Below are 25,089 nucleotides of genomic sequence, written 5' to 3' on the forward strand. Positions count from 1 at the left end.
CCCCGAGTTCCACACGTGTGGGTGACGAAGCGTACCGAGCATGTGACGTAACGTCGCAACGTGATCGAACCGCACGCCCCCGCGCGCCCGGGTACCTCGCCCTGGCAGCCCGGCCCCGCACGGCTCCCCGTCCGGCCCGGCACCGGGCGGTTCCTGGTCCTCGTGTGCGTCTTCGTCTGCGCGGCCTGCGGACTGGTGTACGAACTCGAACTCGTCGCCTTCGCCTCGTACTTGATCGGCGACACGGTCACCCAGGCGTCCGTCGTGCTGTCCGTGATGGTCTTCGCGATGGGCATCGGCTCCCTCGCCGCCAAGCGGCTGCGCTGGCACGCGGCCGCCGGCTTCGGCGCGATCGAGACCGCCCTCGCCCTGGTCGGCGGCTGCAGCGCGATGGCGTTGTACGCCGTCTTCGCCTGGACCGGCGGCTGGGGCGGGGTGTGGGCCGACGGCCCGCGCTGTCTCCTGGTCGCCTTCTCGCTCGCCATCGGCCTGCTCGTCGGCGCCGAAGTCCCCTTGCTGATGGAGCTGATCCAGCGCATCCGCCGTCAGGACGCGGGCGGCGCGGTGGCCGACCTGTTCGCGGCGGACTACGTCGGCGCACTCGTCGGCGGCCTCGCCTTCCCCTTCCTACTCCTACCCTTCCTGGGCCAGTTGACCGGCGCCCTGCTCACCGGCAGCGTCAACGTCGTCGCGGGCGGCGCCCTGGTCCTCGGCCTGTTCCACCGCGACCTGACCCGCCGCGCCCGCTGGACCCTGCTGCTCGTCGGCCTCGCCGTCCTCGCCGTCCTCGCCTCCGCCGCCGCCCTCGCCGACGAGTTCGAACGCGCCGCCCGGCACGCGGTGTACGGCAAGGACGTCCGGGTCGCCCTGCAGACGAACGTCCAGGAGGTCGTCCTCGCCGGCGGCACCCACGGCCACCCCCTCGACCTCTTCCTGGACGGCCGGCTGCGGGTCGGCGGCCGCGACGAACGCCGCTACCACGAAGCGCTGGTCCACCCCGCGATGAGCGGCCCGCACACGCGCGTGCTGATCCTCGGCGGCGGTGACGGCCTGGCCGCCCGCGAGGTCCTGCGGTACGGCGGCGTGCGCCGCGTCGACGTCGTAGAACTCGACCCCGGCCTGATCGGCCTCGCCCGCAGCGACCCCGCCCTGTCCGCCCTCAACGGCCACGCCTTCGACGACCCCCGCGTCCGTGTCACGACCGCGGACGCGCTCAACTGGCTGCGCGGGGAGCGGCAGCCGGCGTACGACGTCGTGATCGCGGACCTGCCCGACCCCGGCATCACGGCCAGCACCAAGCTGTACTCCCTGGAGTTCTACGACCTGGCCCGCCGCGTCCTGGCCCCCGGCGGCCGCCTGGCGGTGCACGCCGGCCCCGTCACGGCCCGCCCCCGCGTCTTCTGGACGGTGGCGTCGACCCTTGGGGCAGCCGGCTTCGGCATCTCCCCCTACCGCGTCCTGGGCCACGACTCCGGCTTCCCGGCGGGTCCGGACCGCTCGGCGGGGGCGCCGCGGGCACCGCACGACTGGGGGTTCCTGCTGGCGGCGCCGGGCGGCTCGGCTCCTCGGCTGGCCTTGGGCCCGGGGGATCCGAACCCACGGACCCTGTCCCGGGCCGAGCTGACGGCCGATGCGCGGGCGGCGGCCCGCACGCGGATCGAGGGGCTGCCGGCGTCGACGCTGGTGCATCCGCGTTATTGACGAGGCACCTGTTCACACGAGGGTACGTTCCGCTCACTCCTGGGTAGGCTCGTCCGACATGGAGCACCAGGTCTTCGTCCCGGTTCCGGCCGAGCGGCTCAAAGAGGCCCTTGCCGACCCCGCACGGGTGGCGCGGGCGGTCCCCGGACTCCAGCAGGACGCCGGCGCCGAACCCGTGGCAGGACGCCTGAAGTTGCGCGTGGGCGGGCACTCCGTCACCTACCGCGGAGCGCTCCGCGTCACGCCCCGCGAGAACGGCATGTACGCCGTCGAGGGCGACGCCACCGAGGCCCGCGGCACCGGCGCCGTCAAGATCGCCCTCACCCTGCGCCTCACCGGCACCGAGGACGGCACCACCGTCACGGTCGAAGGCACGGCGAACGCGACCGGCCGCATCGCGGAACTGCCGGCGGACGCGGTCGCCTCGGCGGTGACCCGGCTGCTGAACCGTTTCGTGGAGAGCCTGGCGCAGACCCCGGAGGAGAAGGAACCGGAGCCGGAGCCCGAGCCGGAACACACCTCGATCTTCGACACCGAGGTCCCCCCGCCCTCGCTGGACACCGAGGACACCGAGGCCGAGGCATACGAGACCCCGGCCCCCGACGACCGCATCAGCGAGGACTTCGCCGACCTGGGCGAGCCCCCCGCCGAGGCCGCGCACGCGCGCCGCACGATGATCGGCCGCAGCGCGGAGGAGGTCGACCACGCCCCGCCGCGTGGCCGCTACGCCCCCGTACCGGCTCCCCAGACCGTCGCCGGGAACCCGGTCCTGCGCTGGGCGGCCCCCGCGGCGGCCCTGGCCCTGGCCTCGGCGATCGTCCTGGGCCGCGCCCTGCGCAAGCGTCACTAGGCCCTGTCGTCAAACTCCCGTCTGCCCCGCGACGCCATGCACGCACTCACCTGACGCCGCAGGGCCGCCCTCCGCGCGACGACGGGAGTTTGACGGCAGGACCCGGCGCCCGCCGGGCATCAGCTCTCTGATGCCTCGCCCATGCCGAACCAGTCGTGGATCGGCCGTACCTCGACCGCCACGACATGGAAGTCGAGGACACGCTCGGCGATCTCGCGCGCCCGCTCCGGGCTCGCGCACTCGATGACGTAGTAGGCGGTGAGCTGCTCGGTCGTGTCCGTGAGCGGCCCGTCCGCCGCCACCGACCCCTGCCCGGCCCGGCGCAGGGTGGCCGTGTCCCTCGGGTAGCCCAGCCCGGCGCCGTTCAGCATCTCGCCGGTGTCCGCCAGATCCGCGTGGAGCGCTTCGTGCCTGCGGAACACCTCGGCGCGCTGCTCGGCGGTCATGGCCTCGGTCGCCGCCGGGTCGGCGTACATCAGCACCATGTACTTCACGTCCCCACCCTGGCACCGCGCGGACGGCACACGCCCTCTTGATCGCCCCAGTAGGGTCGTCCCGTGAGTAACGAAGACATCACGCTGACCGCGGGCGACGCGGAAGTGGTCGTGCGGCCCGGCAACGGCGGCCGTATCGGTGGGCTCCGGATCGGCGGCGTGGAGCTGCTGCGCCAGGGCGAGCGCTTCGGCTGCTTCCCGATGGTGCCCTGGTGCGGCCGGATCCGCGAGGGCCGCTTCCTGGACGGCGCCACCGTCCGCCAGATGCCCCTGAACTCGCCGCCGCACGCCATCCACGGCACCGCGCGCGACGGCGCCTGGCGCACGGCCCGCGTCGACGCGCACGAGGCCGTCATCACGCACGACCTGGCCGACCCCTGGCCGCACCGCGGCCGTGTCACCCATGTCGTCACGCTGACCGAGGACAGCCTGACGCTGACGATGTCCGTGGAGGCGTACGACGACTCCTTCCCGGCGCAGATCGGCTGGCACCCCTGGTTCCACCGGAGCCTGGGCGGTGAGGACGTCTCGCTGGACTTCACCCCCGCCTGGCAGGAGGAGCGCGGCGCCGACCATCTGCCGACCGGCAGCCGCATCGACCCGAAGCCCGGCCCCTGGGACGACTGCTTCGGCATGCCCGGTGGTGTCGACGTCACCCTCACCTGGCCCGGACAGCTGGAGCTGAAGGTGACCAGCCGCGAGGAGTGGGTCGTCGTCTACGACGAGCAGGCGGAGGCCGTCTGCGTGGAGCCGCAGACCGGTCCGCCCAACGGCCTGAACACGCTGCCCCGCCTGGTCACGCCCTTGGAGCCGCTGGAGGCGACGACCACCTGGAGCTGGCGGCGCCTCTAGGGTCTGTCCGGCGGACCACGCCGACTCCGGCCAACGGCGCCTGGTAATCACCCTGAGCGGGGTCTGGTGCGTGCAGCTGCAAGGCGGAGGAGGGAGTCGACGCGGAGCGTCGGCTAGTGACGACAACGCCGCAGATGCGCGTGCCAGGCCCCGCGACCGCGGTGTGGTCCGCCGGAGAGGCCCTAGGCTGTTCGCCATGACGGACGTACGCGGCGCGCTGCTGCAGCAGATCAAGGACAAGGCCGTGGTGCACGGCAAGGTGACCCTGTCGTCGGGCAAGGAAGCCGACTACTACATCGACCTTCGCCGGATCACGCTGGACGGCGAGGCCGCGCCGCTGGTCGGTCAGGTCATGCTCGACCTGACCGCCGAGCTGGACTTCGAGGCCGTCGGTGGCCTGACCCTGGGCGCCGACCCGGTGGCCACCGCGATGCTGCACGCCTCCGCCGCGCGCGGGAAGGTCCTGGACGCCTTCGTGGTCCGCAAGGCCGGCAAGGCGCACGGCCTGCAGCGCCGTATCGAGGGCGCCGAGGTCAAGGGCCGCCGTGTCCTCGCCGTCGAGGACACCTCCACCACCGGCGGCTCCGTGCTGACCGCCGTGGAGGCGCTGCGCGAGGCCGGCGCGGAGGTCGTCGCCGTCGCCACGATCGTGGACCGGGCGACCGGCGCGGCCGAGGCGATCGCCGAGCAGGCCGGGGTTCCCTACGTCTTCGCCTTCTCGAAGGATGAACTGGGTCTGGACTGACGCGCCGGTTTGACCTGGACTTGACCGGGGCGCCGACCATCACGTCATGTCTGGAAAGATGGGGACGACGATGACGTCGCCCCCAAGGTCTAGGTCAGGGCCGTAGTACGCAGATCGCCAACCCGCACACCCAAGGAGCGGACAGATGCCCATCGCAACCCCCGAGGTCTACAACGAGATGCTCGACCGGGCGAAGGCAGGCAAGTTCGCCTACCCGGCCATCAACGTCACCTCGACCCAGACCCTGCACGCGGCGCTGCGCGGCTTCGCGGAGGCGGAGAGCGACGGCATCGTCCAGATCTCCACGGGCGGCGCCGAGTTCCTGGGCGGCCAGTACAGCAAGGACATGGTGAGCGGCGCGGTCGCGCTCGCCGAGTTCGCGCACATCGTCGCCGAGAAGTACCCGGTCAACATCGCGCTGCACACCGACCACTGCCCGAAGGACAAGCTCGACGGGTACGTACGTCCGCTGCTCGCGCTCTCCGAGGAGCGCGTCAAGACCGGCCGCAACCCGCTGTTCCAGTCCCACATGTGGGACGGCTCCGCCGAGACCCTGGCCGACAACCTGGCCATCGCCCAGGAGCTGCTGGAGCAGGCCCGCCGCGCCAACATCATCCTCGAGGTGGAGATCACCCCGACCGGTGGCGAGGAGGACGGCGTCTCCCACGAGATCAACGACTCCCTGTACACCACGGTGGAGGACGCGATCCGCACCGCCGAGGCCCTGGGCCTGGGCGAGAAGGGCCGCTACCTGCTGGCCGCCTCCTTCGGCAACGTGCACGGCGTGTACAAGCCGGGCAACGTCGTGCTCCGCCCCGAGCTGCTGAAGGAGCTGAACGAGGGCGTCGCCGCCAAGTACGGCAAGCAGTCCCCGTTCGACTTCGTCTTCCACGGCGGCTCCGGCTCCACCGAGCAGGAGATCCTGACCGCGCTGGAGAACGGCGTCGTGAAGATGAACCTGGACACGGACACCCAGTACGCCTTCACCCGTCCGGTCGCCGCTCACATGTTCCAGAACTACGACGGCGTCCTGAAGGTCGACGGCGAGGTCGGCAACAAGAAGGCCTATGACCCGCGCACCTGGGGCAAGCTGGCCGAGGCGTCGATGGCGGCCCGTGTCCTCGAGGCCACGCAGAACCTGCGCTCGGCGGGCAACAAGATCAAGTAAGCGCGTCCGACGACGTCTGCGGCGGACCCGGTGCCTCGGCACCGGGTCCGCTGTATATCTGGAGGCATGCCCGCCGTCCGGATCGCCTCGTCCCAGGGCAAGTGGATCCTGTTCACCACGGTCCTCGGCTCCAGCATGGCCATGCTGGACTCCACCGTCGTCAACGTGGCGCTCCCGACCATCGGCCGCGACCTCGGCGCGAGCCTCGCCGCCCTGCAGTGGACGGTGAACGCGTACATGGTCACGCTGGCCGGCCTGATCCTGCTGGGCGGCTCGCTCGGGGACCGCTACGGCCGCCGGACGATCTTCGTGCTGGGGGTCGTCTGGTTCGCGTCGGCGTCCCTGCTGTGCGGCCTGGCCCCCACGTCCGGGGTCCTCATCGCCGCCCGGGCCCTCCAGGGCGTCGGCGGCGCGCTCCTCACCCCCGGCTCCCTCGCCCTCATCCAGGCCTCCTTCCACCCGGACGACCGGAGCCGGGCGGTCGGCCTGTGGTCCGGCTTCGGCGGCATCGGCGCGGCTGTCGGCCCGTTCCTGGGCGGCTGGCTGGTGGACGGCCCCGGCTGGCGCTGGGTGTTCCTCCTCAACGTGCCGCTGGCCCTCCTGTGCGTCCCGGTCGCCCTGCGCCACGTCCCCGAGTCGAGCGACGCACGCACCCACGGCCGCTTCGACGTCCTCGGCGCGACGCTGGGCGCCCTGGCGCTCGCCCTGATCACGTACGCGCTCATCGAGGCCCCCGGCGGCTCCCCGGGCGTGGTGCTCAGCGCGGTCGCGGGCGTGGCCACGGCCGTCGCCTTCGTCTACGTCGAGAAGCACCGCCCCGACCCCATGCTGCCGCCGGACATCTTCGCCTCGCGCCAGTTCACGGCGGTCAACCTGGTCACGCTGTGCGTGTACGCGGCCTTCGGCGGGTTCTTCTTCCTCACCGCGCTCCAGCTGCAGGTGGTGGCCGGCTACTCCGCCCTGCAGGCCGGTACGGCCCTGCTGCCGACGACGGCCATGATGCTGCTGTTCTCGGCCCGCTCCGGCGCGCTCGCCGACCGCACGGGCCCGCGCCTGCCGCTCACCGTCGGCCCGCTGCTGTGCGCCGCGGCGATGCTGCTGATGCTCCGGGTGGGGCCCGACGCGAACTACCTCACGGACGTCCTGCCGCCCCTCCTCGTGATGGGCACGGGCATGGTCGTCCTGGTCGCCCCGCTGACCGCCACGGTCCTCGCCTCCGTCGACACCGCACGGGCGGGCCTCGCCAGCGGCATCAACAACGCGGCGGCGCGGGCGGCGGGCCTGGTGGCCGTGGCCGGGCTCCCTCTGCTGACGGGCATGGGTCCGGAGGCGTACCGGTCCGCTGCCGCGTTCGACGCGGCGTTCGACCGGGCGATGCCGATCGTCGCGGGCGTGCTGGTCCTGGGCGCGATCCTGGCCTTCACCCTGGTCCGCCGACTCCCTCCGCACTGCCTCCACCCCGAATGCAAACGACACGGCTCCGTCACGTCCCCACCACTGGAGCCGGACCACGAGCCCAGGCTCTAGGGGATTGCAGCACCGTCGGCTGAGCCGTCCCGGTCACGGTGCGCCAGACTGAACACATGACGATTCACGAGAACCTCCTCGGCGGCCCGCCTCCCACCCACCTCCCCGACGACCCGGAGCCCCGCGAACTCCTCGCTCAGGGCACCGCGCCGACGGACGTTGCCGCCAAGTACCCCACCTCCTCCCTCGCCTGGGCCCAGCTGGCCGACGAGGCGTTCGAGCGGGGCGCGGTCGTGGAGTCGTACGCCTACGCCCGTACGGGCTACCACCGCGGCCTGGACGCCCTGCGCCGAGGCGGCTGGAAGGGCCACGGCCCGGTCCCGTGGGAGCACGAGCCGAACCGCGGCTTCCTGCGCGCCCTGCACGCCCTCGCCCGTGCCGCCCAGTCCATCGGCGAGCAGGAGGAGTACGAGCGCTGCTCGCAGTTCCTGAAGGACTCCTCCCCGACGGCCGCCCAGACCCTGGGCTGACCGCAACGGGAGTTCCCGGTGTGGCCCGTCTGGCAGCAGACGGGCCTTGCCGTATCCGGTGGGATTGCGGAGGATGCGGCTTGGGGACCGGGGCCCCCGTGCCGGCATCGGCAGGGGCGGACCGCTACCCGGAGTAACACACAGGAGACAGCGATGTCCCAACCGGCTCGCCCCCTTCGTGAGGCCGCTGAGCCCGAGACCCCGCATCTCGACTTCGCCGGCACGACGCCGTACGAGGACTACGTCAGGGCGGACGTGCTCACCCACCTCCAGCACACCCTCTCCGACGACCCCGGAGAGATGGTCTTCCTGGTCACCACCCAGGTCATGGAGCTGTGGTTCACCGTGATCGTGCACGAGTGGGAGACCGCCGCGAAGGCACTCCGCTCGGACGACGTCCCCACCGCCGTCGCCGCGCTGAAGCGTTCCGTGCGGGAACTGGAGGCCCTGAACGCCTCCTGGAAGCCGCTCGGCCAGCTGACCCCGGCCCAGTTCAACTCGTACCGCTCCGCCCTCGGCGAGGGCTCCGGTTTCCAGTCGGCGATGTACCGCCGCATGGAGTTCCTGCTCGGCGAGAAGTCCGCGTCCATGCTCGTCCCGCACCGCGGCACCGCGCGCGTCCACGCGGAACTGGAGAAGGCGCTGCACGAGCCGAGCCTGTACGACGAGGTCGTACGGCTGCTCGCGCGCCGCGGCCACGCGATCCCCGAGTCCGTCCTGCGCCGGGACGTCGCCCTGCGCTACGAGACCTCCGACGCCGTCGAGGCGGCCTGGACGGAGATCTACTCCGGCGACCAGAACGCCGAACTCGCCCGCCTCGGCGAGGCGCTGTCCGACGTCGCCGAACTGGTCTGGCGCTGGCGCAACGACCACCTGGTCGCCACCCGCCGCGCGATGGGCGCCAAGCCCGGCACGGGCGGCTCCGCGGGCGTGGCCTGGCTGGAGAAGCGTGCCGGCAAGAACGTCTTCCCGGAGCTGTGGACGGCGAGGTCCCATGTCTGAGCCGACTCTGCGCGCGAAGCAGCTGGACGCGGCCGACGAACTGGCCCCGTTGCGCTCCCGTTTCGTCCTCGACACTGCATCCGATCATGCGGCTGACGTCGCGGGCGTCTACCTGGACGGAAACTCCCTAGGCGCCCTGCCGGCGAACGTGCCGGCCCGGGTCGAGGACGTCGTCCGCCGGCAGTGGGGCGAGCTGCGCATCCGCTCCTGGGACGAGAGCGGCTGGTGGACGGCCCCCGAGCGGATCGGTGACCGCATCGCCCCGCTCGTCGGCGCGGCGCCGGGCCAGATCGTGGTGGGCGACTCCACAAGTGTCAACGTTTTCAAGGCACTTGTGGCGGCGGTCCGCATGGTGGACCCGGCCCGCGACGAGATCCTGGTCGACGCGACGACGTTCCCGACGGACGGCTACATCGCCGAGTCGGCGGCCCGCCTGACCGGCCGCACCCTGCGCCCGGTGGCCCCCGCGGAGGTGCCCTCGGCGCTGGGCGACCGTACGGCGGTGGTGCTGCTGAACCACGTCGACTACCGCAGCGGCCGGCTGCACGACCTGCCGTCGCTGACCGCCGCGATCCACGCGTCGGGCGCGCTCGCGGTCTGGGACCTGTGCCACAGCGCGGGCGCACTGCCGGTGGGCCTGGACGAGCACGGGGTCGACCTGGCGGTCGGCTGCACCTACAAGTACCTGAACGGCGGCCCGGGCGCACCCGCGTTCCTCTACGTCCGCCGCGACCTCCAGGACCGCTTCGACTCCCCGCTGCCCGGCTGGAACTCGCACGCCGAGCCGTTCGGCATGAGTCAGTCCTACAACCCGGCACCGGGCGCACTGCGCGGCCGCGTCGGCACCCCGGACATCCTCTCCATGCTGGCCCTGGAGGCGGCTCTGGAGATCTGGGACGAGGTCTCCGTCGCCGCGGTCCGCGCCAAGTCCCTGGCCCTGACGGACTTCTTCCTGGAGTGCGTCGCGGCGTACACCGAGCCGGGCCGGGTCACCTCCGTGACCCCGGACCGCCACGAGGAACGCGGCAGCCAGATCGCCCTGCGCTGCCCCGACGCGGGTGACGTGATGAAGCAGCTCATCGACCGGGGCGTGGTCGGCGACTTCCGCAACCCCGACGTCCTCCGCTTCGGCTTCAGCCCGCTGTACGTGAGCTTCGCCGAGACGGAGCGGGCCGCGCGGGTGCTGGCGGAGGTGCTCGGCTAGGCCAGTCGCGGCAGCTGGGGGCGGGGTGCGATCGCGCCCCGCCCTCACCGTGCGTGACAACCCCATGTCCGCGCACGTCACCGGCCTGATACCGTCCCCGCCAACGGTCGACGAAGAATCGCCGCCTGGTCTTCAAATCTGTTCCGTCGCTGAGAGGTTGGAGCATGCCGGACGACGCCGCCGCAGCCCGCGCCGCCGCCGAAGAGGAGTCCGCCTTCTCGCACCCCGCGGTCGCCCCCGACGTCACCGCCGTATACGGCGACCACCCCGACCAGGTGATCGACTTCTACGCCCCGCGGACCGACACGACCCTCGCCCCCCTGGTCGTCGTCCTGCACGGCGGGGCCTGGCGCGCCCCCTACGACCGCCGCCACATCACCCCCTTCGTGGACTACCTGGCCCGTAAGGGTTTCGCCGTGGCCAACGTGGAGTACCGGCGCGGCGGCGACCCCCAGATCCCCGCACAGAACATGGGACCCGGACCCGGACTTGGCGCCGGAGCCCCGCCCGCGCCCGTGGCGGGCCGCTGGCCCGACACCTTCGACGACGTGGCCGCCGCCATGGACGTCCTCCCCTCCCTGGTCCACGGGGCGCTTCCGCAGGCCGACCCCCGCCGCATGGTCCTCACCGGCCACTCGGCGGGCGGCCACCTCGCCCTGTGGGCAGCGGCCCGCCACGTCCTGCCCGGCGACGCCCCCTGGCGCACGGACGGCCCGGCCCCGCTGCGGGGCGTGGTCGCTCTCGCCCCCATCGCGGACTTCGCGGTGTCGGAGAAGCTGGACGTCTGTGGCAACGCCGCCCTCCAACTCCTCGGCGGCCATGACAAGTTCGCCGAGCGCCAGCCGTATGCCGACCCCGCGCTGCTGCTCCCGACAGGCATCGCGACGACCCTGGTCCAGGGCCGCGCGGACCTCGTCGTACCGCAGGCGGTCGCCGAGTCCTACGCGGACGCGGCGGCGAAGGCGGGCGAGGTGGTGGGCCTGACGCTGCTGGAGGATGTCGGCCACTTCCCGCTGATCGACCCGGTGGCGGACGCCTGCGCGGTGGTGGCGGAGGAGATCGCCCAACTGGCGTGGTGACCCCTGCCCTCTGCCCCCGTCATACCCGTAGTACCTGAGAGCTACCTCGCAGAACAGCTCCCTGGCGGGACGCCGACGACACCCCCTGATTCCTAACTTCCCTCTCGGACAAGCCCGATGGCCGGGCACTCCGAGAGGAACCGAACCATGGGGCAGACACCGCGTCCGAACACGACGCTGCGACCATCACCGGCGCAGCCGCTCCGGACCGACAACGCGCAGCCGCCGACGGCGAATCCGCCCCATGAGGGCCACCCGCACCTGACGACGAAAGCGGTACGGGTGGTGCGGGTGGGAACCCAGACCCGGCCGAAGGCCGGGTGCCCACCCACGCACCCGCACCCGAAATCGCACCGTATCTGGCGGCAAGCCCTCCTCACGGCCACCACAGTCGCAGCCCTCACCGCAGCCGCCCACCCCCAGATCCCGGCCCCCACCCCTCCCCCGCTCCCCGCCCCCACCGCGGCCACCCTCCAGTCGACCTACGAGGCGAACCGCGAGAACGCCACCCGCGCAGCCGACATGGCCGCCAACCACGGCGACCTCCACCGAGCCGCAGCCGACCGAACCTTCGCCACCCGTAACCTCCTCACTTTCGACGGCAGAGGCTCTGGCCAAGCAGTAGAAGTCCTCGGCGACCCGACCCGCGCGGACCACATCGCCGTCCTGGTCCCCGGCTCCGACACCACCCTCGACACCTACGCCCGCTTCCACAGAACAGCAGCGGCCCTCTATCAGGAAGCGCACCGCACCAAACCGCGCACAACAGTCATCGCCTGGCTCGGCTACAAGACCCCCGCCACGATCAGCACCACGGTCACGACGACAACCCGAGCAGACGAAGCGACCCCGGAACTCCGCGCTTTCATAGACCAGTTGCACAGGCTCGCCCCCAACCACACCTACATATCCCTCCTCTGCCACTCCTACGGCTCCGTCGTCTGCGCCCGCTCCGCCCCCGCCCTGCCCGTGGACGACATGGTCCTGCTCGGCAGCCCCGGCACGGCAGCGGACACCGTCGCCGGCCTGCACACCCCCGCCCGAGTCTGGGCGGCCCGTGGCAGCAGGGACTGGGTCGCGCACCTGCCCCATGTCCGTGCCGGCCTCCTCCTCGCCACCGTCGGCTTCGGCACCGACCCCGTCTCCCGCGCCTTCGGTGCCCGGGTCTTCGACGCGGCGGACGCCGACCACAGCGGCTACTTCACCCCGGGCTCGGTCTCCCTCGCCAACCTGGCCCGCATCACCCTCGGCGAGACCTCGGAGGTGACCCGTGCCTGAGCCGATCCTGAGCGCTCCCCGCCGCGCACTGCAGGCGATCCGTCAGGGCGCCCACCGCGTGGACGCCGCCACACCCGTCTCCCGGGACCGAGCGGTGGACGCCCTGCGCGCTTTCGCGATACTCGGTGTCGTCCTCGGCCACTGGCTGGTCACGGCACTGGTCGCGCAGGACGGCGGCCTGCACACGGCGAGTCCGCTGCAGCACATGCCCTGGCTGGCCCCGGTCTCCTGGGTCTTCCAGACCCTGGCGGTGTTCTTCCTGGTGGGCGGCCATGTGGCGACCCGCAGCCTGGCCTCGGCACAGGCGCGCGGCACGTCGTACCGCGACTGGCTGCGCACCCGCCTCACCCGCCTCCTGCGCCCGGTGGCAGCCCTGCTCGCCCTGTGGACGGTGGCCGCACTCGCCCTCCTCCTCACCGGCGCCCAGCTCGCCACCCTCCACACGCTCCTCAAACTCGCCCTGTCCCCCCTCTGGTTCCTCCTGGTCTTCGCGGCTCTGACGGCCGCGACCCCCCTCCTCACCCGCCTCAACCCCCTCTGGCCCCTGGCCGTCGTCCTGCACGTGGACGTCCTGCGCTTCGGCCTGCACACCGGCCCGTCCTGGCTCGGCTGGGTGAACCTGGCGGCGGGCTGGCTGGTCCCGTACACCCTGGGCGCGGCCTGGACCCGAGGCGAACTGGACAGCCGCCGAACAGCCTGGGTCCTGCTCATATCCGGTACGACGGCGACGGCGTCCCTGATCCTCTGGGCGGGCTACCCGGCCTCGATGGTCGGAGTCCCCGGCACCCCGACCTCCAACCTCAACCCCCCGACCCTGGCGGCCGTCACCTTCGGCCTGGCCCAATGCGGCCTGGCCCTGCTCCTCCGAGACCACCTGCACCGGGCAATGACCCGCCCCCTCGCCTGGTCGGCAGTGACTCTGATCAACCTCTCGGCGATGACGATCTTCCTCTGGCACCAGACGGCCCTGATGGCCACCACGGCCACCGCCCTCCTGGCCGGCCGCCTCCCCGGCCTCCACACCCGCCCCGACTCCCTGACCTGGGTGGCGTCCCGCCTCGCCTACCTCCCTCTCTTCGCCCTGACCCTGACCCTCTTCTGGCTGACGTTCCGCCACCACGAACAGGGCCCCCGCCGCCCCCGAAACCGCCGTTCCCGCCTCATCCACCACCACACCCCCCGAGCAAAGACCCCACACAATGCCTAAAGTTGACCAAGTGACACCCGCGGCCGCCGATGGCGCTTCCGCCCCACAGGGGCCACCCGCACCCGACGACGAAAGCGGTACGGGTGGTGCGGGTGGGAACCCAGACCCGGCCGAAGGCCGGGTGCCCCCCAACGCACCCGCACGGGAAAGCGCACCCCCCAAGTCCCGCCTACGCACCTGGCTAGGAGAAACCCCCTCCCCCCACTCACCCCCTTTCTCCAAGTACCGCTGGCTCCGCCTCCTCACCTACCTCCTCACCGCCTACACAGCACTGGGCATCGCCCTCGCCGGCGGAGACGAACTGCACACCTCCTACGGCCTCACCACAGCCGTAGCCCTCCTCACCGCCTCCCTCCAGGCCACCGCCGTCGTCCTGGCCCTGTGGCGCCCCACCCCCGCCTGGGCCCTCTCCCTCACCGCCGCCACCCTCACCGCACTGCTGGCCCGCCCCCACCTGGAGCCGTCCTCCACCCCCGGCCCCAACTGGCCCTGGACCACGCCCACTCTGCTCGCCCACATGGCCGTGCTCCTCCTCCTCGCCCTGCGCGTCCGCATACGCCTCACGCTCGCCGCCCTGGCCGTGACGACCCTGGCGACCTACGTCGTGCAAGGCCTGATCGGCGCCCAGAGCTACTCCTCGACCGGCGTCACAGCGGTCGCACTCTTCGCCGTCTCCGTCCTCATCGGCACCGCCCTGCGCGGCCGCAGCGAGGCCCGCACCCAGCTGATCGAGCAGACGACGATCACCGCGGAGGAACGCGCCCGCCGCACCCTCCTGGAGGAACGCAGCCGTATCGCCCGCGAGCTGCACGACGTGGTCGCCCACCACATGTCGGTGATCTCCATCCAGGCCCAGGTGGCCCCCCACCTCGTGGAGAACCCCTCGGAGGAGCTGAAGGAGAACCTCGCCGGGATCCGCAACAACGCCCTGGAGGCCCTCACCGAGCTGCGCCGCGTCCTCGGCGTCCTGCGCTCCGAGTCCCCCGACGACCCCGAGGCGACCGAGGACCCGTACCGGCTGACGGCACCCGGCACCGGTCCGGCCCCCGACGCCCCGCAGCCGAACCTCGCCCGTCTGGGCGCCCTGATCGAGAACACCAGGGCGGCCGGCCTGGACGTCGTCATCGACTACCGCGGCACGTCCCGCGCCTATCCACAGGGTGTGGAACTGTCGGCGTACAGGATCGTCCAGGAGGCGCTCAGCAACGCCCTGCGGCACGCCCCGGGTTCGCGGGTCCGGGTGGAGGTCGACCACCAGTCCGACGGCATCTTCCTGTGCGTGACCAACTCCCGCCCCCGCCGCCCGGTCCAGCCCTCCCCGGGCTCCGGGCACGGCCTGCTGGGCATGCGGGAGCGCGCGGCGATGCTCGGCGGGCACCTCACCGCGACCCCGAACCTGCACGGCGGCTTCATGGTGACGGCGTTCCTCCCCAAGACGGGCACCCGCCGTCCGCCCCGGCCGCTGCGCCCGGACTTCCCCCGCCCCGAGATCTACTTCCCGCCCCTGTCCGACGACGACCCGCACCACCCCCAGCCCCCGACAGGAGAACCGACCCCATGACGAGCGGCGCCGGCACCATCCGCGTACTCATCGCCGACGACCAGCAGATGGTCCGCCAGGGCTTCACCGTGCTGCTCAACACCAAGCCCGACATCGAGGTGATCGGACAGGCGGTGCACGGGCGCGACGCGATCGCCAAGGTCGCCGAACTGACCCCGGACGTGGTCCTGATGGACATCCGGATGCCCGAACTCGGCGGCATCGAGGCGACCGACCGCATCACGGCCGACCACCCGGGCGTCAAGGTCCTGGTCCTCACCACCTTCGACCTGGACGAGTACGTGTACGACGCGCTGCGCGCCGGGGCCTCCGGGTTCCTGCTCAAGGACGCCTCCGCCGACCAGCTCGCCGAGGCGGTGCGCGTGGTGGCGGCCGGGGACGCGCTGCTCGCCCCGGGCATCACCCGCCGCCTGATCGCCGAGTTCGCCCGCCTGGACGGCTCGCCCCGGGGCCCGCTCAAGCAGCGCGTGGGCGACCTGACGGAGCGCGAGACGGAGGTGCTCGCACTGATCGCGCAGGGCCTGTCGAACGCCGAGATCGCCGAGCATCTGGTCGTCGCCGAGCAGACCGTGAAGACCCACGTGGGCCGCATCCTGGTGAAGCTGGGCCTGCGCGACCGCACCCAGGCGGCGATCTTCGCCTACGAGTCCGGTCTGGTCCGCCCCGGCGGCCGCTGACCCCGTCCGCCCGGCACCCCTGGGTACCGTCCCGCCCTCTACCTGTAGTACCTGAGAAGGATCCCCGAGGACCCCTCTCCGAGGGGACGACCGCGACCCCGCCCGGGCTCTACCGTTTTCCACGTGACCGAGACGACGCACACCCAGCCGACACCGCCGGGCGGAGCCGCGAGGCCGCGCAGCCCGGAGTTCCGGCTCGCCGCGGACGCCCTGCGCGGGCTGCGGCAGGACCTGTTCCACGACGCCTTCGCCTACCGCCCGCTGCCCCGCAGGGTCGCCGACGGCCGGCTCGCCCGCCGCGGCGGCCGGATGAGGGAGTACGCGGCCTGGTCACGGCACACGGTCGTGGTCGTCCTCGGCACGCTGGCGGGGTTCCTCGCCGTGGCGAGCACGGACGACTCCGGACTGCTGCCGCTGCTGTGCGGGCTGCTGGCCCTGGGGCCGGTCCTGCTGACCCTGGCGCGTCCGGTGGGAGCGTTCTGGTTCTCGCTCGCCGCGACCACGGCCACCGCCGCCCTGACAGGCGGCGGCTGGAGCGACTGGCCGTGGATGCCGGGCAGCTTCCTGTCCCACCTGCTGGTGCTCACGGTCGTGGCGCTGCGCACCCGCCCGCGCACGGCGGCCTGGATGTGGGCGCTGACCGCGGCCTACGGCTTCGTCGCCGAGAGCGCCTTCGGCTGGAACCACTACGACACCAACGTCGGCCCGATGCTGATCCTCTCCGCGCTGATCCTGCTGGTCGTCACCGTCCGTCAGATACGCAGGGAGGCCCAGCAGGAGGTGACCGCCCAGCAGACGGTGACCGCCGTGGAGCGTTCGCGGCGCACGCTGCTGGAGGAGCGCACGACCATCGCCCGCGAGCTGCACGACGTGGTCGCCCACCACATGTCGGTGGTCGCCATCCAGGCGGAGGCGGCGCCCTACCGGGTGGAGAACCCGCCGCCGGAGCTGGAGAAGGCGTTCGCCACCATCCGGGAGAACGCGGTGGCGGCCCTGACCGAGTTGCGCCGGGTCCTGGGCGTGGTCCGCGCGGAGGACTACGAGGCGCCGGACGCCCCGCAGCCCACCCTCGCCGACCTGGACGGGTTGCTCGCCAATGTGCGGGAGGCCGGGCTGGAGGTGGAGAAGGCGGTGACCGGCGCGGTGCGCGAACTGCCGCAGGGCGTCGAGCTGTCGGCGTACCGGATCGTGCAGGAGGCGCTGAGCAACACGCTGCGGCACGCTCCGGGTGCGGGGGCACGGGTCGAGATCGGGTACGTGCTCGGTGGCCTGGGCCTGCGCATAGTCAACGGCCCGCCGCCCGCTTCGGCCCAGCTGAGGCCCTCGCCGGGCGCCGGGCACGGCATCACGGGGATGCGGGAGCGCGTCTCGATGCTGAACGGGGAGATGACGACGGGCCCGACGGCCGACGGAGGATATGAGGTGACCGTGTTCCTGCCGGTGCCGGCGGCGGACACCGCGAGCGAGGGTGAGGCATGACGATCCGCGTACTGATCGCGGACGACCAGATGATGGTGCGCGAGGGCTTCTCGGTCCTGCTGAACGCGATGCCGGACATCGAGGTCGTCGGCGAGGCCGTCAACGGCCGCCAGGCGGTCGAGCGGGTGCGGGAACTCGCGCCGGACGTGGTGCTGATGGACATCCGCATGCCGGAGCTGAACGGCATCGAGGCGACCCGGGAGATCGTCGCGGCGGACGACACGGCGAAGGTGCTGGTACTGACCACGTTCGACCTGGACGAGTACGTGTACCAGGCGCTGCGTGCGGGAGCCTCCGGGTTCCTCCTGAAGGACGCCTCGGCCCGCCAGCTCGCCGACGGCGTACGGGTGGTGGCCTCCGGCGAGGCACTGCTCGCCCCCTCGGTGACCAGGCGGCTGATAACCGAGTTCTCCCGGCTGTCGGAGACACCGCGCATGATGCCGTCGGCGCAGGCGGCGTACGGAGAGCTGACGGAGCGGGAGACGGAGGTGCTGGTCCTGATCGCACAGGGCCTGTCGAACGCGGAGATCGCCGAGCGGCTGGTGGTGGCGGAGTCGACGATCAAGACCCATGTGAGCCGGATCCTGGTGAAGCTGGGCCTGCGCGACCGCACCCAGGCGGCGGTGTTCGCGTACGAGGCGCGGCTGGTGACACCGGGCTGACGGACCTGGGAGGGGACCCGGCTGCACCGAACACCGACCAGCAAGGAGTACACATGGAGATCGAGATCCGGCCGCACGTCGGCGTGGGGCCTTTCCGGCTCGGCATGTCGGTCGAGGAAGCACGTGGCACCGTCCAGGAGCGGGGGCTTTTCCGAACCGTCGCGAGTGACGCGGACCCGGGACAGATCACGCTCACGCACGACGCGTCCCGGCTGAGCGTCGTGCTCGGGTTCACCAAGGGCGCGCTGAGCGATGTGGAGCTGTTCCGGTTCCAGAACGAGGACGCCGACGTGCGGGTGCTGCTCGACGGGCTCGACGTCTTCCGCACCCCGAGCGAGGACCTCTTCGAACAGCTCGCGGAACGGGGCCACACCATCGAGGAGAACGACCTGGGCTTCGACGCCCTGCCGGAGCTCAAGGTGATCCTCGCGAACGAGAGCAGCTACGAGTACCCGGTGGACGAAGAGGGCGACCCGATCCACTACGACTACGTCCTGGTCGCCGAACAGATCTGAGTGGCGAGCATGCCCGATGGGGCGGACACCCCTGTTCAGACGCCGGTCCGACGCGTTAGCGTCCCCGCATGGCAGGCCCTGACGACCTCGTGTTCGACCCCTGGGACCCCGCGTTCCTCGCCGACCCGTACCCGGCCTACGCCGAGCTGCGTGCCCGCGGCCGGGTGATGCGGTACGAGCCGACCGACCAGTGGCTGGTCCCGCACCACGCCGACGTCTCGGCGCTGTTGCGGGACCGGCGCCTCGGCCGGACGTACCAGCACAGGTTCACGCACGAGGACTTCGGGCGCACGGCACCTTCGCCGGAGCACGAACCGTTCCACACGCTCAACGACCACGGCATGCTCGACCTCGAACCGCCGGACCACACCCGCATCCGGCGGCTGGTGTCGAAGGCGTTCACCCCGCGCACGGTCGAGCAGTTGAAGCCGTACGTGGCGAACCTCGCCGGCGAGCTGGTGGACCGGCTGGTCGAGGCGGGCGGCGGGGATCTGCTCACGGACGTCGCCGAGCCGCTCCCCGTGGCCGTCATCGCCGAGATGCTGGGCATCCCGGAGTCCGACCGGGCCCCGCTGCGCCCCTGGTCGGCGGACATCTGCGGGATGTACGAGCTGAACCCGTCCGAGGAGACGGCAGCGCGGGCCGTCCGGGCATCGACCGAGTTCTCGGACTACCTCCGCGAGCTGATCGCCGAGCGCCGCAAGGAGCCGGGCGACGACCTGATCTCCGGGCTCATCGCCGCGCACGACGAGGGCGACCGGCTGACCGAGCAGGAGATGATCTCGACGGCCGTCCTGCTCCTCAACGCGGGGCACGAGGCGACCGTCAACGCCACGGTCAACGGTTGGTACGCCTTGTTCCGTAACCCGGACCAGCTGGCCGGCCTCCGCGCCGACCACTCCCTGATCCCCTCGGCGATCGAGGAGCTGATGCGCTACGACACCCCGCTCCAGCTCTTCGAACGCTGGGTCCTGGACGACATCGAGATCGACGGCACGACGATCCCGAGGGGCGCTGAGATCGCCATGCTCTTCGGCTCCGCCAACCACGACCCCGAGGTCTTCCAGAACCCCGAGAACCTCGACCTCACCCGCAGGGACAACCCTCACATCTCCTTCAGCGCAGGCATCCACTACTGCATCGGCGCCCCCCTGGCCCGCATCGAGCTGGCGGCATCGATGACCGCCCTGCTGCAGAAGGCCCCGACCCTGACCCTGGCGGCAGAACCGGAGCGCAAGCCGAACTTCGTGATCCGGGGGTTGGAGGGGCTGAGCGTCGAGGTGGGGTGATCACCCGTTCGGATGATCGCAGGGTGATCCGGATCGCTGGGCACACGCGGCTCGGCAAGCTGGTGCGTGCCTGCGAAGGGGGGCACCATGACGGTTATGGCGCAGCACACGTCTCAGATGTCCGTAGAGGAGTTCGAGGAGCTTGCTGCACACGTGGCCAAGAGGTTCGACGCCGTCAGGTTGGAGTTCATCAACGGACGGGTCGGGATCAAGGGCATGACGGACGGCAATCACAGCGAGGTCATCCGGTGGCTGCAGGAGTGCTTTCTGTTGGCCGGCTCCGGGCTGTGGCTGTACGGACGCGGTGAGTTGGGGCTGCGGATCGAGAAGTACCGCAAAGGCCGGGCGCTCCCGGACGCCGTGCTTGCGCCTCGGGGAACGTTCACTGGGAAAGGGGACTGGGCCGACACGCAGGGGGTGATCATGACGGTGGAGGTCACTTCCTACGACGCGGACACCCACCGGCGGGATCGCGAGGAGAAGCCCGCTGGGTACGCAGATGCCGGGATTCCTTACTATCTGCTGATCGACCGCGACGACTGCTCGGTCACGCTCTACAGCGATCCGGCCCCGAACGTGGGGTATCGCAGCGCTGTGAAGAAGGCGTTCGGAGCCAAGCTCTCGCTGCCCGAGCCGCTCGGCCTTGAACTCGACACCGAGGAACTCAAGCAGTACGTCGACTGACGCCCCGCCCTCAGGTAGTCAGGTCCCGCCGCCTCAACCCCGCAAGCCCCGCTCCCACGAGCGCCACCGTCAGCCCCGTCAGGGCCAGTACCGGCCCCCACTCCATCCCCCCACCCGGCAGCTTCGGCAGGTGGCCGAACGGGGACAGGTCCAGCACGATCTGGGGGGCGTTCAGGGCCGGGCCCACCCAGCCGATCAGGAGGATGGCCACGGCGATGCCCCAGGCGGCCGGGGCCAGGCGGGGGGCCAGGCCGTAGAGCAGGAGGGTCAGCGCGCCGATCAGCCAGACCGCCGGGAGCTGGACCAGGCAGGCGCCCAGGATCGGGGCGATCTCCTTGCCGTAGCCCACCGCGAAGCCCAGGCCTGCCAGGAGCATGATCAGGGCCGAGCCGGCGAAGGCGATCGTCAGGTGGCTCGCGGCCCAGCGGAGGCGGCCGACCGCGCAGGCCAGTACCGGTTCGGCGCGGCCGGAGGTCTCCTCGCCGTGCAGGCGCAGGACCGATCCGACCACGTAGAGCGCCGCGATCAGGCCGAGCATGCCGACCATCGCCGCCAGGAACGCGTCCGTGAGACCGCTCTGGCCGCCCATCCGCTCGACGATCTGCCGGGCCTGCTCGTTGTCGCCGACCAGGTCGGCCGCGCCGTCCGTGAGACCGCCGTAGACGACCCCGGCGAGGAAGAAGCCGAGGGACCAGCCGAGGACGCTGCCGCGTTGCAGGCGCCAGGCCAGGGCGGCGGCTGTGCCGAGGCGGCCGAAGGGGGGTCCGGGGCGCGTGGGCAGGAAGCTCATGCCGACGTCGCGGCGGCCCGCCAGCTCGTAGGCGATCAGGGCCTGCACGGCCACTGCCGCCGCGAACAGCAGCAGCACCCACCAGCGTTCGGCGGCGAAGGAGCGCTGGTTCTCCAGCCAGCCCAGGGGGGACAGCCAGGTCAGGAGGGACGAGCCGTCGTTCGTCGTCGAATCGCCCGCCGCGCGCAGGACGAAGGCCGCGCCGAGGACCGCCGCCGTCAGGCCGCGGGCGAGGCGCGCGCTCTCCGTCAGCTGGGCGACGATCGCCGCCATCGTGGCGAAGACCATGCCGACCCCGGCGAGACCGAGCCCGAAGGACAGTGCGCCCGTGGCGCCCTGCCCGGCGAGACCCGCCGTGATCAGCAGGGCCAGTGCGGCGTTGGCCGTTGCCGCCGCCAGCAGGGCCGCCGTGAGGGAGGCCCGGCGGCCCACCATCCCGGACGCCACCAGCTCCTGGCGGCCGCTCTCCTCCTCGTCCCGGGTGTGCCGTACGACGATCAGCAGGCTCATCGCGGCCGCGAGCGCGGCGGCGTACACCCCCACGCGCCAGGCCGTCAGCGCGCCGATCGAGGTGTCGAAGACCGGGCCGATCAGGGCGCGGAAGGAGGCGTTGGTCTGCAACTGGCCCACCAGGTCGGCACGTTCGGCCGCGGTGCCGTACAGGGTCTTCAGGGTGTTCGGCATGGAGAGGACCATCAGCGCGTTCACCGCGATCCACACCGGGATCAGCAGTCGGTCGCGGCGCAGCGAGAAACGCAGCAGCACTCCCGTGCCCGTGAAGGTCGTCATCGCGTGGCCGCCTCGTCGAGATCCTGGTAGTGGCGCAGGAACAGCTCCTCCAGCGTCGGCGGGGTCGAGGTCAGGGACCGCACGCCCGACTCGCTCAACTGGCGCAGGACCGAGTCCAGTTGGTCGGTGTCCACCTGGAGGCGGACCCGGTGGCCCTGGACGTCCAGGTCATGGACGCCGGGCAGGTGTGCCAACCCGTTGGGCGGGCCCGCGAGTTCGGCGCTCACGCTCGTCCTCGTCAGGTGGCGCAGGTCGGCCAGGGAGCCGGTCTCCACGGTCCGGCCCTTGCGGATGATGCTGACGCGGTCGCACAGCTCCTCGACCTCGCTGAGGATGTGGGAGGACAGCAGGATCGTCCGGCCGCGGTCCCGCTCCTCCTCCACGCAGCGCTGGAAGACCTCCTCCATCAGCGGGTCCAGACCCGAGGTCGGCTCGTCCAGGATCAGCAGGTCCACGTCCGAGGCGAAGGCGGCGACCAGGGCGACCTTCTGCCGGTTGCCCTTGGAGTAGGTGCGGCCCTTCTTGGTGGGGTCCAGCTCGAAGCGGTCGATCAGATCCGCGCGGCGCCGCGCGTCCAGCCCCCCGCGCAGCCTGCCGTACAGGTCGATGACCTCGCCGCCGGAGAGGTTGCGCCACAGGGTCACGTCGCCGGGGACGTAGGCGATCCGGCGGTGCACCTCCACGGCGTCCTTCCACGGGTCGCGGCCCAGTACCTGCGCCGCGCCCGCGTCCGCGCGCAGCAGGCCGAGCAGGACCCGGATGGTGGTCGACTTGCCGGAGCCGTTGGGGCCGAGGAAGCCGTGGACCTCACCGGTGTCGACGTCGAGGTCGAGGCCGTCCAGCGCGTGGGTACGGCCGAAGGACTTGTGGAGTCCAGAGACCGTGATTGCCTTGGTCATGCCTCCGAACGTACGCTTTCTTCAGAAATTTGTGAAGTTAAGGAAGCGTATGAACCCCGGATAGGGTGAGGGGCATGACGGAGCCGAGTACTGAGCGGGACCCGGAGTCGGTCTCGAGGTTCGTGGAGCACTTCGCGGCTCAACTGGTCGAGGCGGGGATGCCGCGCATGCCCTCCCGGGTCTTCGCCGCGCTGCTCGCCTCCGACACCGGCACCCTGACCTCGGCCGAGCTGGGCGAACAGCTGAGGATCAGCCCCGCGGCCGTCTCCGGTGCCGTGCGCTACCTCGCCCAGGTCCACATGGTGTCCCGCGAGCGGGAGCCCGGCTCGCGCCGGGAGCGGTACCGGGTGCACAGCGACCAGTGGTACGAGGCGCTCACCAACCGCGAGGCGATCATCAAGCGCTGGGAGGACGCCCTCAGGGACGGCGTGGCCGGCCTGGGCCCGGACACGCCGGCCGGGCGCAGGCTGGCCGAGACGCTCGCCTTCTTCGAGTTCATCGAGCAGGACGTCGCCGAGATGATGGAACGCTGGCGCGCGTACCGGGAGGAGAGGTTCGGCAGCTGACCCGCCCTCCGGGGTCCGCAGGTCAGGTCAGCGCTCCTTCGTCTCCTCCAGCACCGTCCGCCCCAGCAGCGCGTACCGCTCCGGCGAGCGCCGCTTGAGGTACTGCGCGTAGCCGATCCCCGCCGCCGCGATCAGCGCGACCAGCCACGGCGTCGCCTTCAGGACCAGTGAGCCGGACTCCGGGCCGGCCGCCGCGCCCATGTTGGACACCAGCAGCGCGACCACCGCGAGCATCGCGATCCCGCCGATCAGCGGGGCGGCGGTGGTCCGGAACCAGTGCCGGCTCTCCGGGTGGTGGCCGCGGAAGTAGACCAGCACCGCGAACGAGCACACGGCCTGGACGACGAGGATCGCCATGGTGCCGAGGATGGCGAGCAGGACGTACGTGCCGCTGTACGGGTCCTTGCCCGCGGCCCAGAACGCGCCCACCAGCAGCCCGCTCACCACCGTCTGCACCAGGCCCGCGATGTGCGGGGAGCCGTGCCGGGCGTGGGTGCGGCCGACGGTGTTCTTCAGGGACGGCAGGACGCCCTCGCGGCCCAGCGCGTACATGTAGCGGGCGGCGCAGTTGTGGAAGGCCATGCCACAGGCCAGCGAACCGGTGATCATCAGCCACTGCATGACGTCGACCGCCCAGTGGCCGACGTAGCGCTCGGTGGGGTTGAAGAAGAGGCCCATCGGATCCTTGGTCGCCACCTCCACGGCGCTTGACGCGCCGGTGCCCGAGATGGCCATCCAGGAGACGAAGACGTAGAAGACGCCGACGCCCAGGACGCTGATCATCGTCGCCTTGGGGATGATCTTCTTCGGGTCGCGGGACTCCTCGCCGTACATCGCCGTCGACTCGAAGCCGACCCAGGACCAGAAGGCGAAGAAGAGCCCGAGCCCGGCGGACGTGCCCTTGAAGGCGTTGACCGGGTTGACCGGCGCGAAGGTGAAGCCGTGCGGTCCGCCGCCGTGGAAGGCGACCGAGACGGCCATCGCGGCCAGCACGGTCACCTCGGTCGCCAGCAGCACCACCAGCAGCTTCTCGGCCACGCTCACCCCGAACCAGGTGCCGGTGGCGTTGATCGCCAGCATCAGGATCGCGAAGGCCCACCACGGGACGTCCAGCCCCGACTGGTCCTTGAGGGTGGTCGTGGCGAAGGTGGAGAAGATCCCGATCAGCGCGGGCTCGAAGACGACGTACGCGAAGGTCGCGAGCAGTCCCGAGGCGAGGCCGACGGTGCGGCCGAGGCCGTAGGAGATGAAGCCGTAGAAGGCGCCCGTGGACGTGATGTGCTTCGCCATGGACGTGAAACCCACGGAAAAGATTGCCAGGACGACCATTGCGACGAGATAGCTTGCGGGCGCCCCGATGCCGTTCCCGGCGGACACCATGAAGGGCACGTTGCCGGTCATCGCGGTGATCGGCGCGGCCGTGGCGACGGCCATGAACACCACGCCGAGCAGGCCGACAGCGTTGGGTTTCAGCCGATGAACCACTCCGTCGCCGTCCGTCTTCGCCGCCGCGGCGACGCCCTCGTCCACTGCCATCGGGTGGCCCCTCTCCTGATCGCCACGCGCGGACGCACCACGCCTTGATGGAGCAGGATGGTGGA

24 protein-coding genes are annotated in these 25,089 nt (G+C 71.6%); 20 read left to right on the forward strand and 4 right to left on the reverse strand.

Annotated features, from left to right (window positions below):
- The first annotated feature begins 60 nt into the window (after positions 1-60).
- Together ACFY3C_RS17960 and ACFY3C_RS17965 are read left to right on the forward strand one after the other, a co-directional pair.
- The gene (locus tag ACFY3C_RS17960) at positions 61-1,701 is read left to right on the forward strand and encodes a polyamine aminopropyltransferase (protein WP_390771398.1); all 1,641 of its coding nucleotides are present in this window, start codon (positions 61-63) and stop codon (positions 1,699-1,701) included.
- A gap of 58 nt (positions 1,702-1,759) precedes the next feature.
- Entirely contained in the window at positions 1,760-2,551 is a 792-nt protein-coding gene (locus tag ACFY3C_RS17965; RefSeq protein WP_390771399.1) for an SRPBCC family protein, read from the forward strand.
- 119 nt (positions 2,552-2,670) lie between these two features.
- On the opposite strand, the gene ACFY3C_RS17970 is transcribed toward ACFY3C_RS17965, so the two are convergent.
- Entirely contained in the window at positions 2,671-3,036 is a 366-nt protein-coding gene (locus tag ACFY3C_RS17970; RefSeq protein ID WP_386573137.1) for a YciI family protein, read from the reverse strand.
- A gap of 72 nt (positions 3,037-3,108) precedes the next feature.
- Between ACFY3C_RS17970 and ACFY3C_RS17975 the strand changes: the two genes are divergently transcribed.
- From ACFY3C_RS17975 to ACFY3C_RS18055, 17 genes are all read left to right on the forward strand, one after another.
- Positions 3,109-3,897, forward strand: coding sequence for an aldose 1-epimerase (locus ACFY3C_RS17975; RefSeq protein ID WP_386573025.1), 789 nt, complete (start codon positions 3,109-3,111; stop codon positions 3,895-3,897).
- Positions 3,898-4,093: 196 nt separating this feature from the next.
- Entirely contained in the window at positions 4,094-4,642 is a 549-nt protein-coding gene (pyrE, locus tag ACFY3C_RS17980; protein WP_145886215.1) for an orotate phosphoribosyltransferase, read from the forward strand.
- Positions 4,643-4,787: 145 nt separating this feature from the next.
- Positions 4,788-5,810: a class II fructose-bisphosphate aldolase gene (gene fbaA, locus ACFY3C_RS17985; protein ID WP_390771400.1), complete on the forward strand. Its 1,023-nt coding sequence runs from the start codon at positions 4,788-4,790 to the stop codon at positions 5,808-5,810.
- A 66-nt stretch (positions 5,811-5,876) separates the two neighbouring features.
- A complete protein-coding gene (locus ACFY3C_RS17990) occupies positions 5,877-7,337 on the forward strand; it encodes an MFS transporter (RefSeq protein WP_390771401.1) in 1,461 nt (486 codons plus the stop codon).
- Positions 7,338-7,393: 56 nt separating this feature from the next.
- A complete protein-coding gene (locus ACFY3C_RS17995; protein WP_386573030.1) occupies positions 7,394-7,807 on the forward strand; it encodes a DUF3151 domain-containing protein in 414 nt (137 codons plus the stop codon).
- 153 nt (positions 7,808-7,960) lie between these two features.
- Positions 7,961-8,809 (forward strand): tryptophan 2,3-dioxygenase family protein, encoded by an 849-nt coding sequence (locus tag ACFY3C_RS18000; RefSeq protein WP_390771402.1) that lies wholly within the window; start codon positions 7,961-7,963, stop codon positions 8,807-8,809.
- Positions 8,802-10,013: a kynureninase gene (gene kynU, locus ACFY3C_RS18005; protein WP_390771403.1), complete on the forward strand. Its 1,212-nt coding sequence runs from the start codon at positions 8,802-8,804 to the stop codon at positions 10,011-10,013. The genes ACFY3C_RS18000 and kynU overlap by 8 nt, the downstream gene beginning before the upstream one ends.
- Before the next feature lie 164 nt (positions 10,014-10,177).
- The gene (locus ACFY3C_RS18010) at positions 10,178-11,092 is read left to right on the forward strand and encodes an alpha/beta hydrolase (RefSeq protein WP_390771404.1); all 915 of its coding nucleotides are present in this window, start codon (positions 10,178-10,180) and stop codon (positions 11,090-11,092) included.
- Between the two features lie 147 nt (positions 11,093-11,239).
- Positions 11,240-12,370, forward strand: a complete 1,131-nt coding sequence (locus ACFY3C_RS18015; protein WP_390771405.1) for an alpha/beta hydrolase — start codon at positions 11,240-11,242, stop codon at positions 12,368-12,370.
- Positions 12,363-13,577 (forward strand): acyltransferase, encoded by a 1,215-nt coding sequence (locus ACFY3C_RS18020; RefSeq protein WP_390771406.1) that lies wholly within the window; start codon positions 12,363-12,365, stop codon positions 13,575-13,577. Before ACFY3C_RS18015 ends, ACFY3C_RS18020 begins: the two co-directional genes overlap by 8 nt.
- Before the next feature lie 121 nt (positions 13,578-13,698).
- Positions 13,699-15,138, forward strand: a complete 1,440-nt coding sequence (locus ACFY3C_RS18025) for a sensor histidine kinase (RefSeq protein ID WP_390771407.1) — start codon at positions 13,699-13,701, stop codon at positions 15,136-15,138.
- The gene (locus ACFY3C_RS18030) at positions 15,135-15,815 is read left to right on the forward strand and encodes a response regulator (protein WP_386573040.1); all 681 of its coding nucleotides are present in this window, start codon (positions 15,135-15,137) and stop codon (positions 15,813-15,815) included. The genes ACFY3C_RS18025 and ACFY3C_RS18030 overlap by 4 nt, the downstream gene beginning before the upstream one ends.
- Before the next feature lie 123 nt (positions 15,816-15,938).
- The gene (locus ACFY3C_RS18035) at positions 15,939-17,294 is read left to right on the forward strand and encodes a sensor histidine kinase (RefSeq protein WP_386573041.1); all 1,356 of its coding nucleotides are present in this window, start codon (positions 15,939-15,941) and stop codon (positions 17,292-17,294) included.
- The gene (locus ACFY3C_RS18040; RefSeq protein WP_386573042.1) at positions 17,291-17,956 is read left to right on the forward strand and encodes a response regulator; all 666 of its coding nucleotides are present in this window, start codon (positions 17,291-17,293) and stop codon (positions 17,954-17,956) included. Before ACFY3C_RS18035 ends, ACFY3C_RS18040 begins: the two co-directional genes overlap by 4 nt.
- A gap of 53 nt (positions 17,957-18,009) precedes the next feature.
- Positions 18,010-18,471 (forward strand): hypothetical protein, encoded by a 462-nt coding sequence (locus tag ACFY3C_RS18045; protein WP_390771408.1) that lies wholly within the window; start codon positions 18,010-18,012, stop codon positions 18,469-18,471.
- A gap of 68 nt (positions 18,472-18,539) precedes the next feature.
- Positions 18,540-19,760, forward strand: a complete 1,221-nt coding sequence (locus tag ACFY3C_RS18050; RefSeq protein WP_390771409.1) for a cytochrome P450 — start codon at positions 18,540-18,542, stop codon at positions 19,758-19,760.
- 87 nt (positions 19,761-19,847) lie between these two features.
- Entirely contained in the window at positions 19,848-20,444 is a 597-nt protein-coding gene (locus tag ACFY3C_RS18055) for a Uma2 family endonuclease (protein ID WP_390771410.1), read from the forward strand.
- Between the two features lie 10 nt (positions 20,445-20,454).
- Here ACFY3C_RS18055 and ACFY3C_RS18060 read toward each other — a convergent pair whose 3' ends face one another.
- Together ACFY3C_RS18060 and ACFY3C_RS18065 are read right to left on the reverse strand one after the other, a co-directional pair.
- Entirely contained in the window at positions 20,455-22,023 is a 1,569-nt protein-coding gene (locus ACFY3C_RS18060; protein WP_390771411.1) for an ABC transporter permease, read from the reverse strand.
- Complete coding sequence (locus tag ACFY3C_RS18065; protein ID WP_390771412.1) at positions 22,020-22,922, reverse strand: ATP-binding cassette domain-containing protein; 903 nt, start codon at positions 22,920-22,922, stop codon at positions 22,020-22,022. The genes ACFY3C_RS18060 and ACFY3C_RS18065 overlap by 4 nt, the downstream gene beginning before the upstream one ends.
- A 74-nt stretch (positions 22,923-22,996) precedes the next feature.
- Between ACFY3C_RS18065 and ACFY3C_RS18070 the strand changes: the two genes are divergently transcribed.
- Positions 22,997-23,488 (forward strand): GbsR/MarR family transcriptional regulator, encoded by a 492-nt coding sequence (locus ACFY3C_RS18070; RefSeq protein ID WP_386573049.1) that lies wholly within the window; start codon positions 22,997-22,999, stop codon positions 23,486-23,488.
- A gap of 27 nt (positions 23,489-23,515) precedes the next feature.
- On the opposite strand, the gene ACFY3C_RS18075 is transcribed toward ACFY3C_RS18070, so the two are convergent.
- The gene (locus ACFY3C_RS18075; protein ID WP_390771413.1) at positions 23,516-25,024 is read right to left on the reverse strand and encodes an APC family permease; all 1,509 of its coding nucleotides are present in this window, start codon (positions 25,022-25,024) and stop codon (positions 23,516-23,518) included.
- Positions 25,025-25,089 lie beyond the last annotated feature (65 nt).

Origin of the sequence: Streptomyces sp. NPDC001410 (genome assembly GCF_042895235.1) — a bacterium.
Taxonomy (GTDB): Bacteria; Actinomycetota; Actinomycetes; order Streptomycetales; family Streptomycetaceae; genus Streptomyces.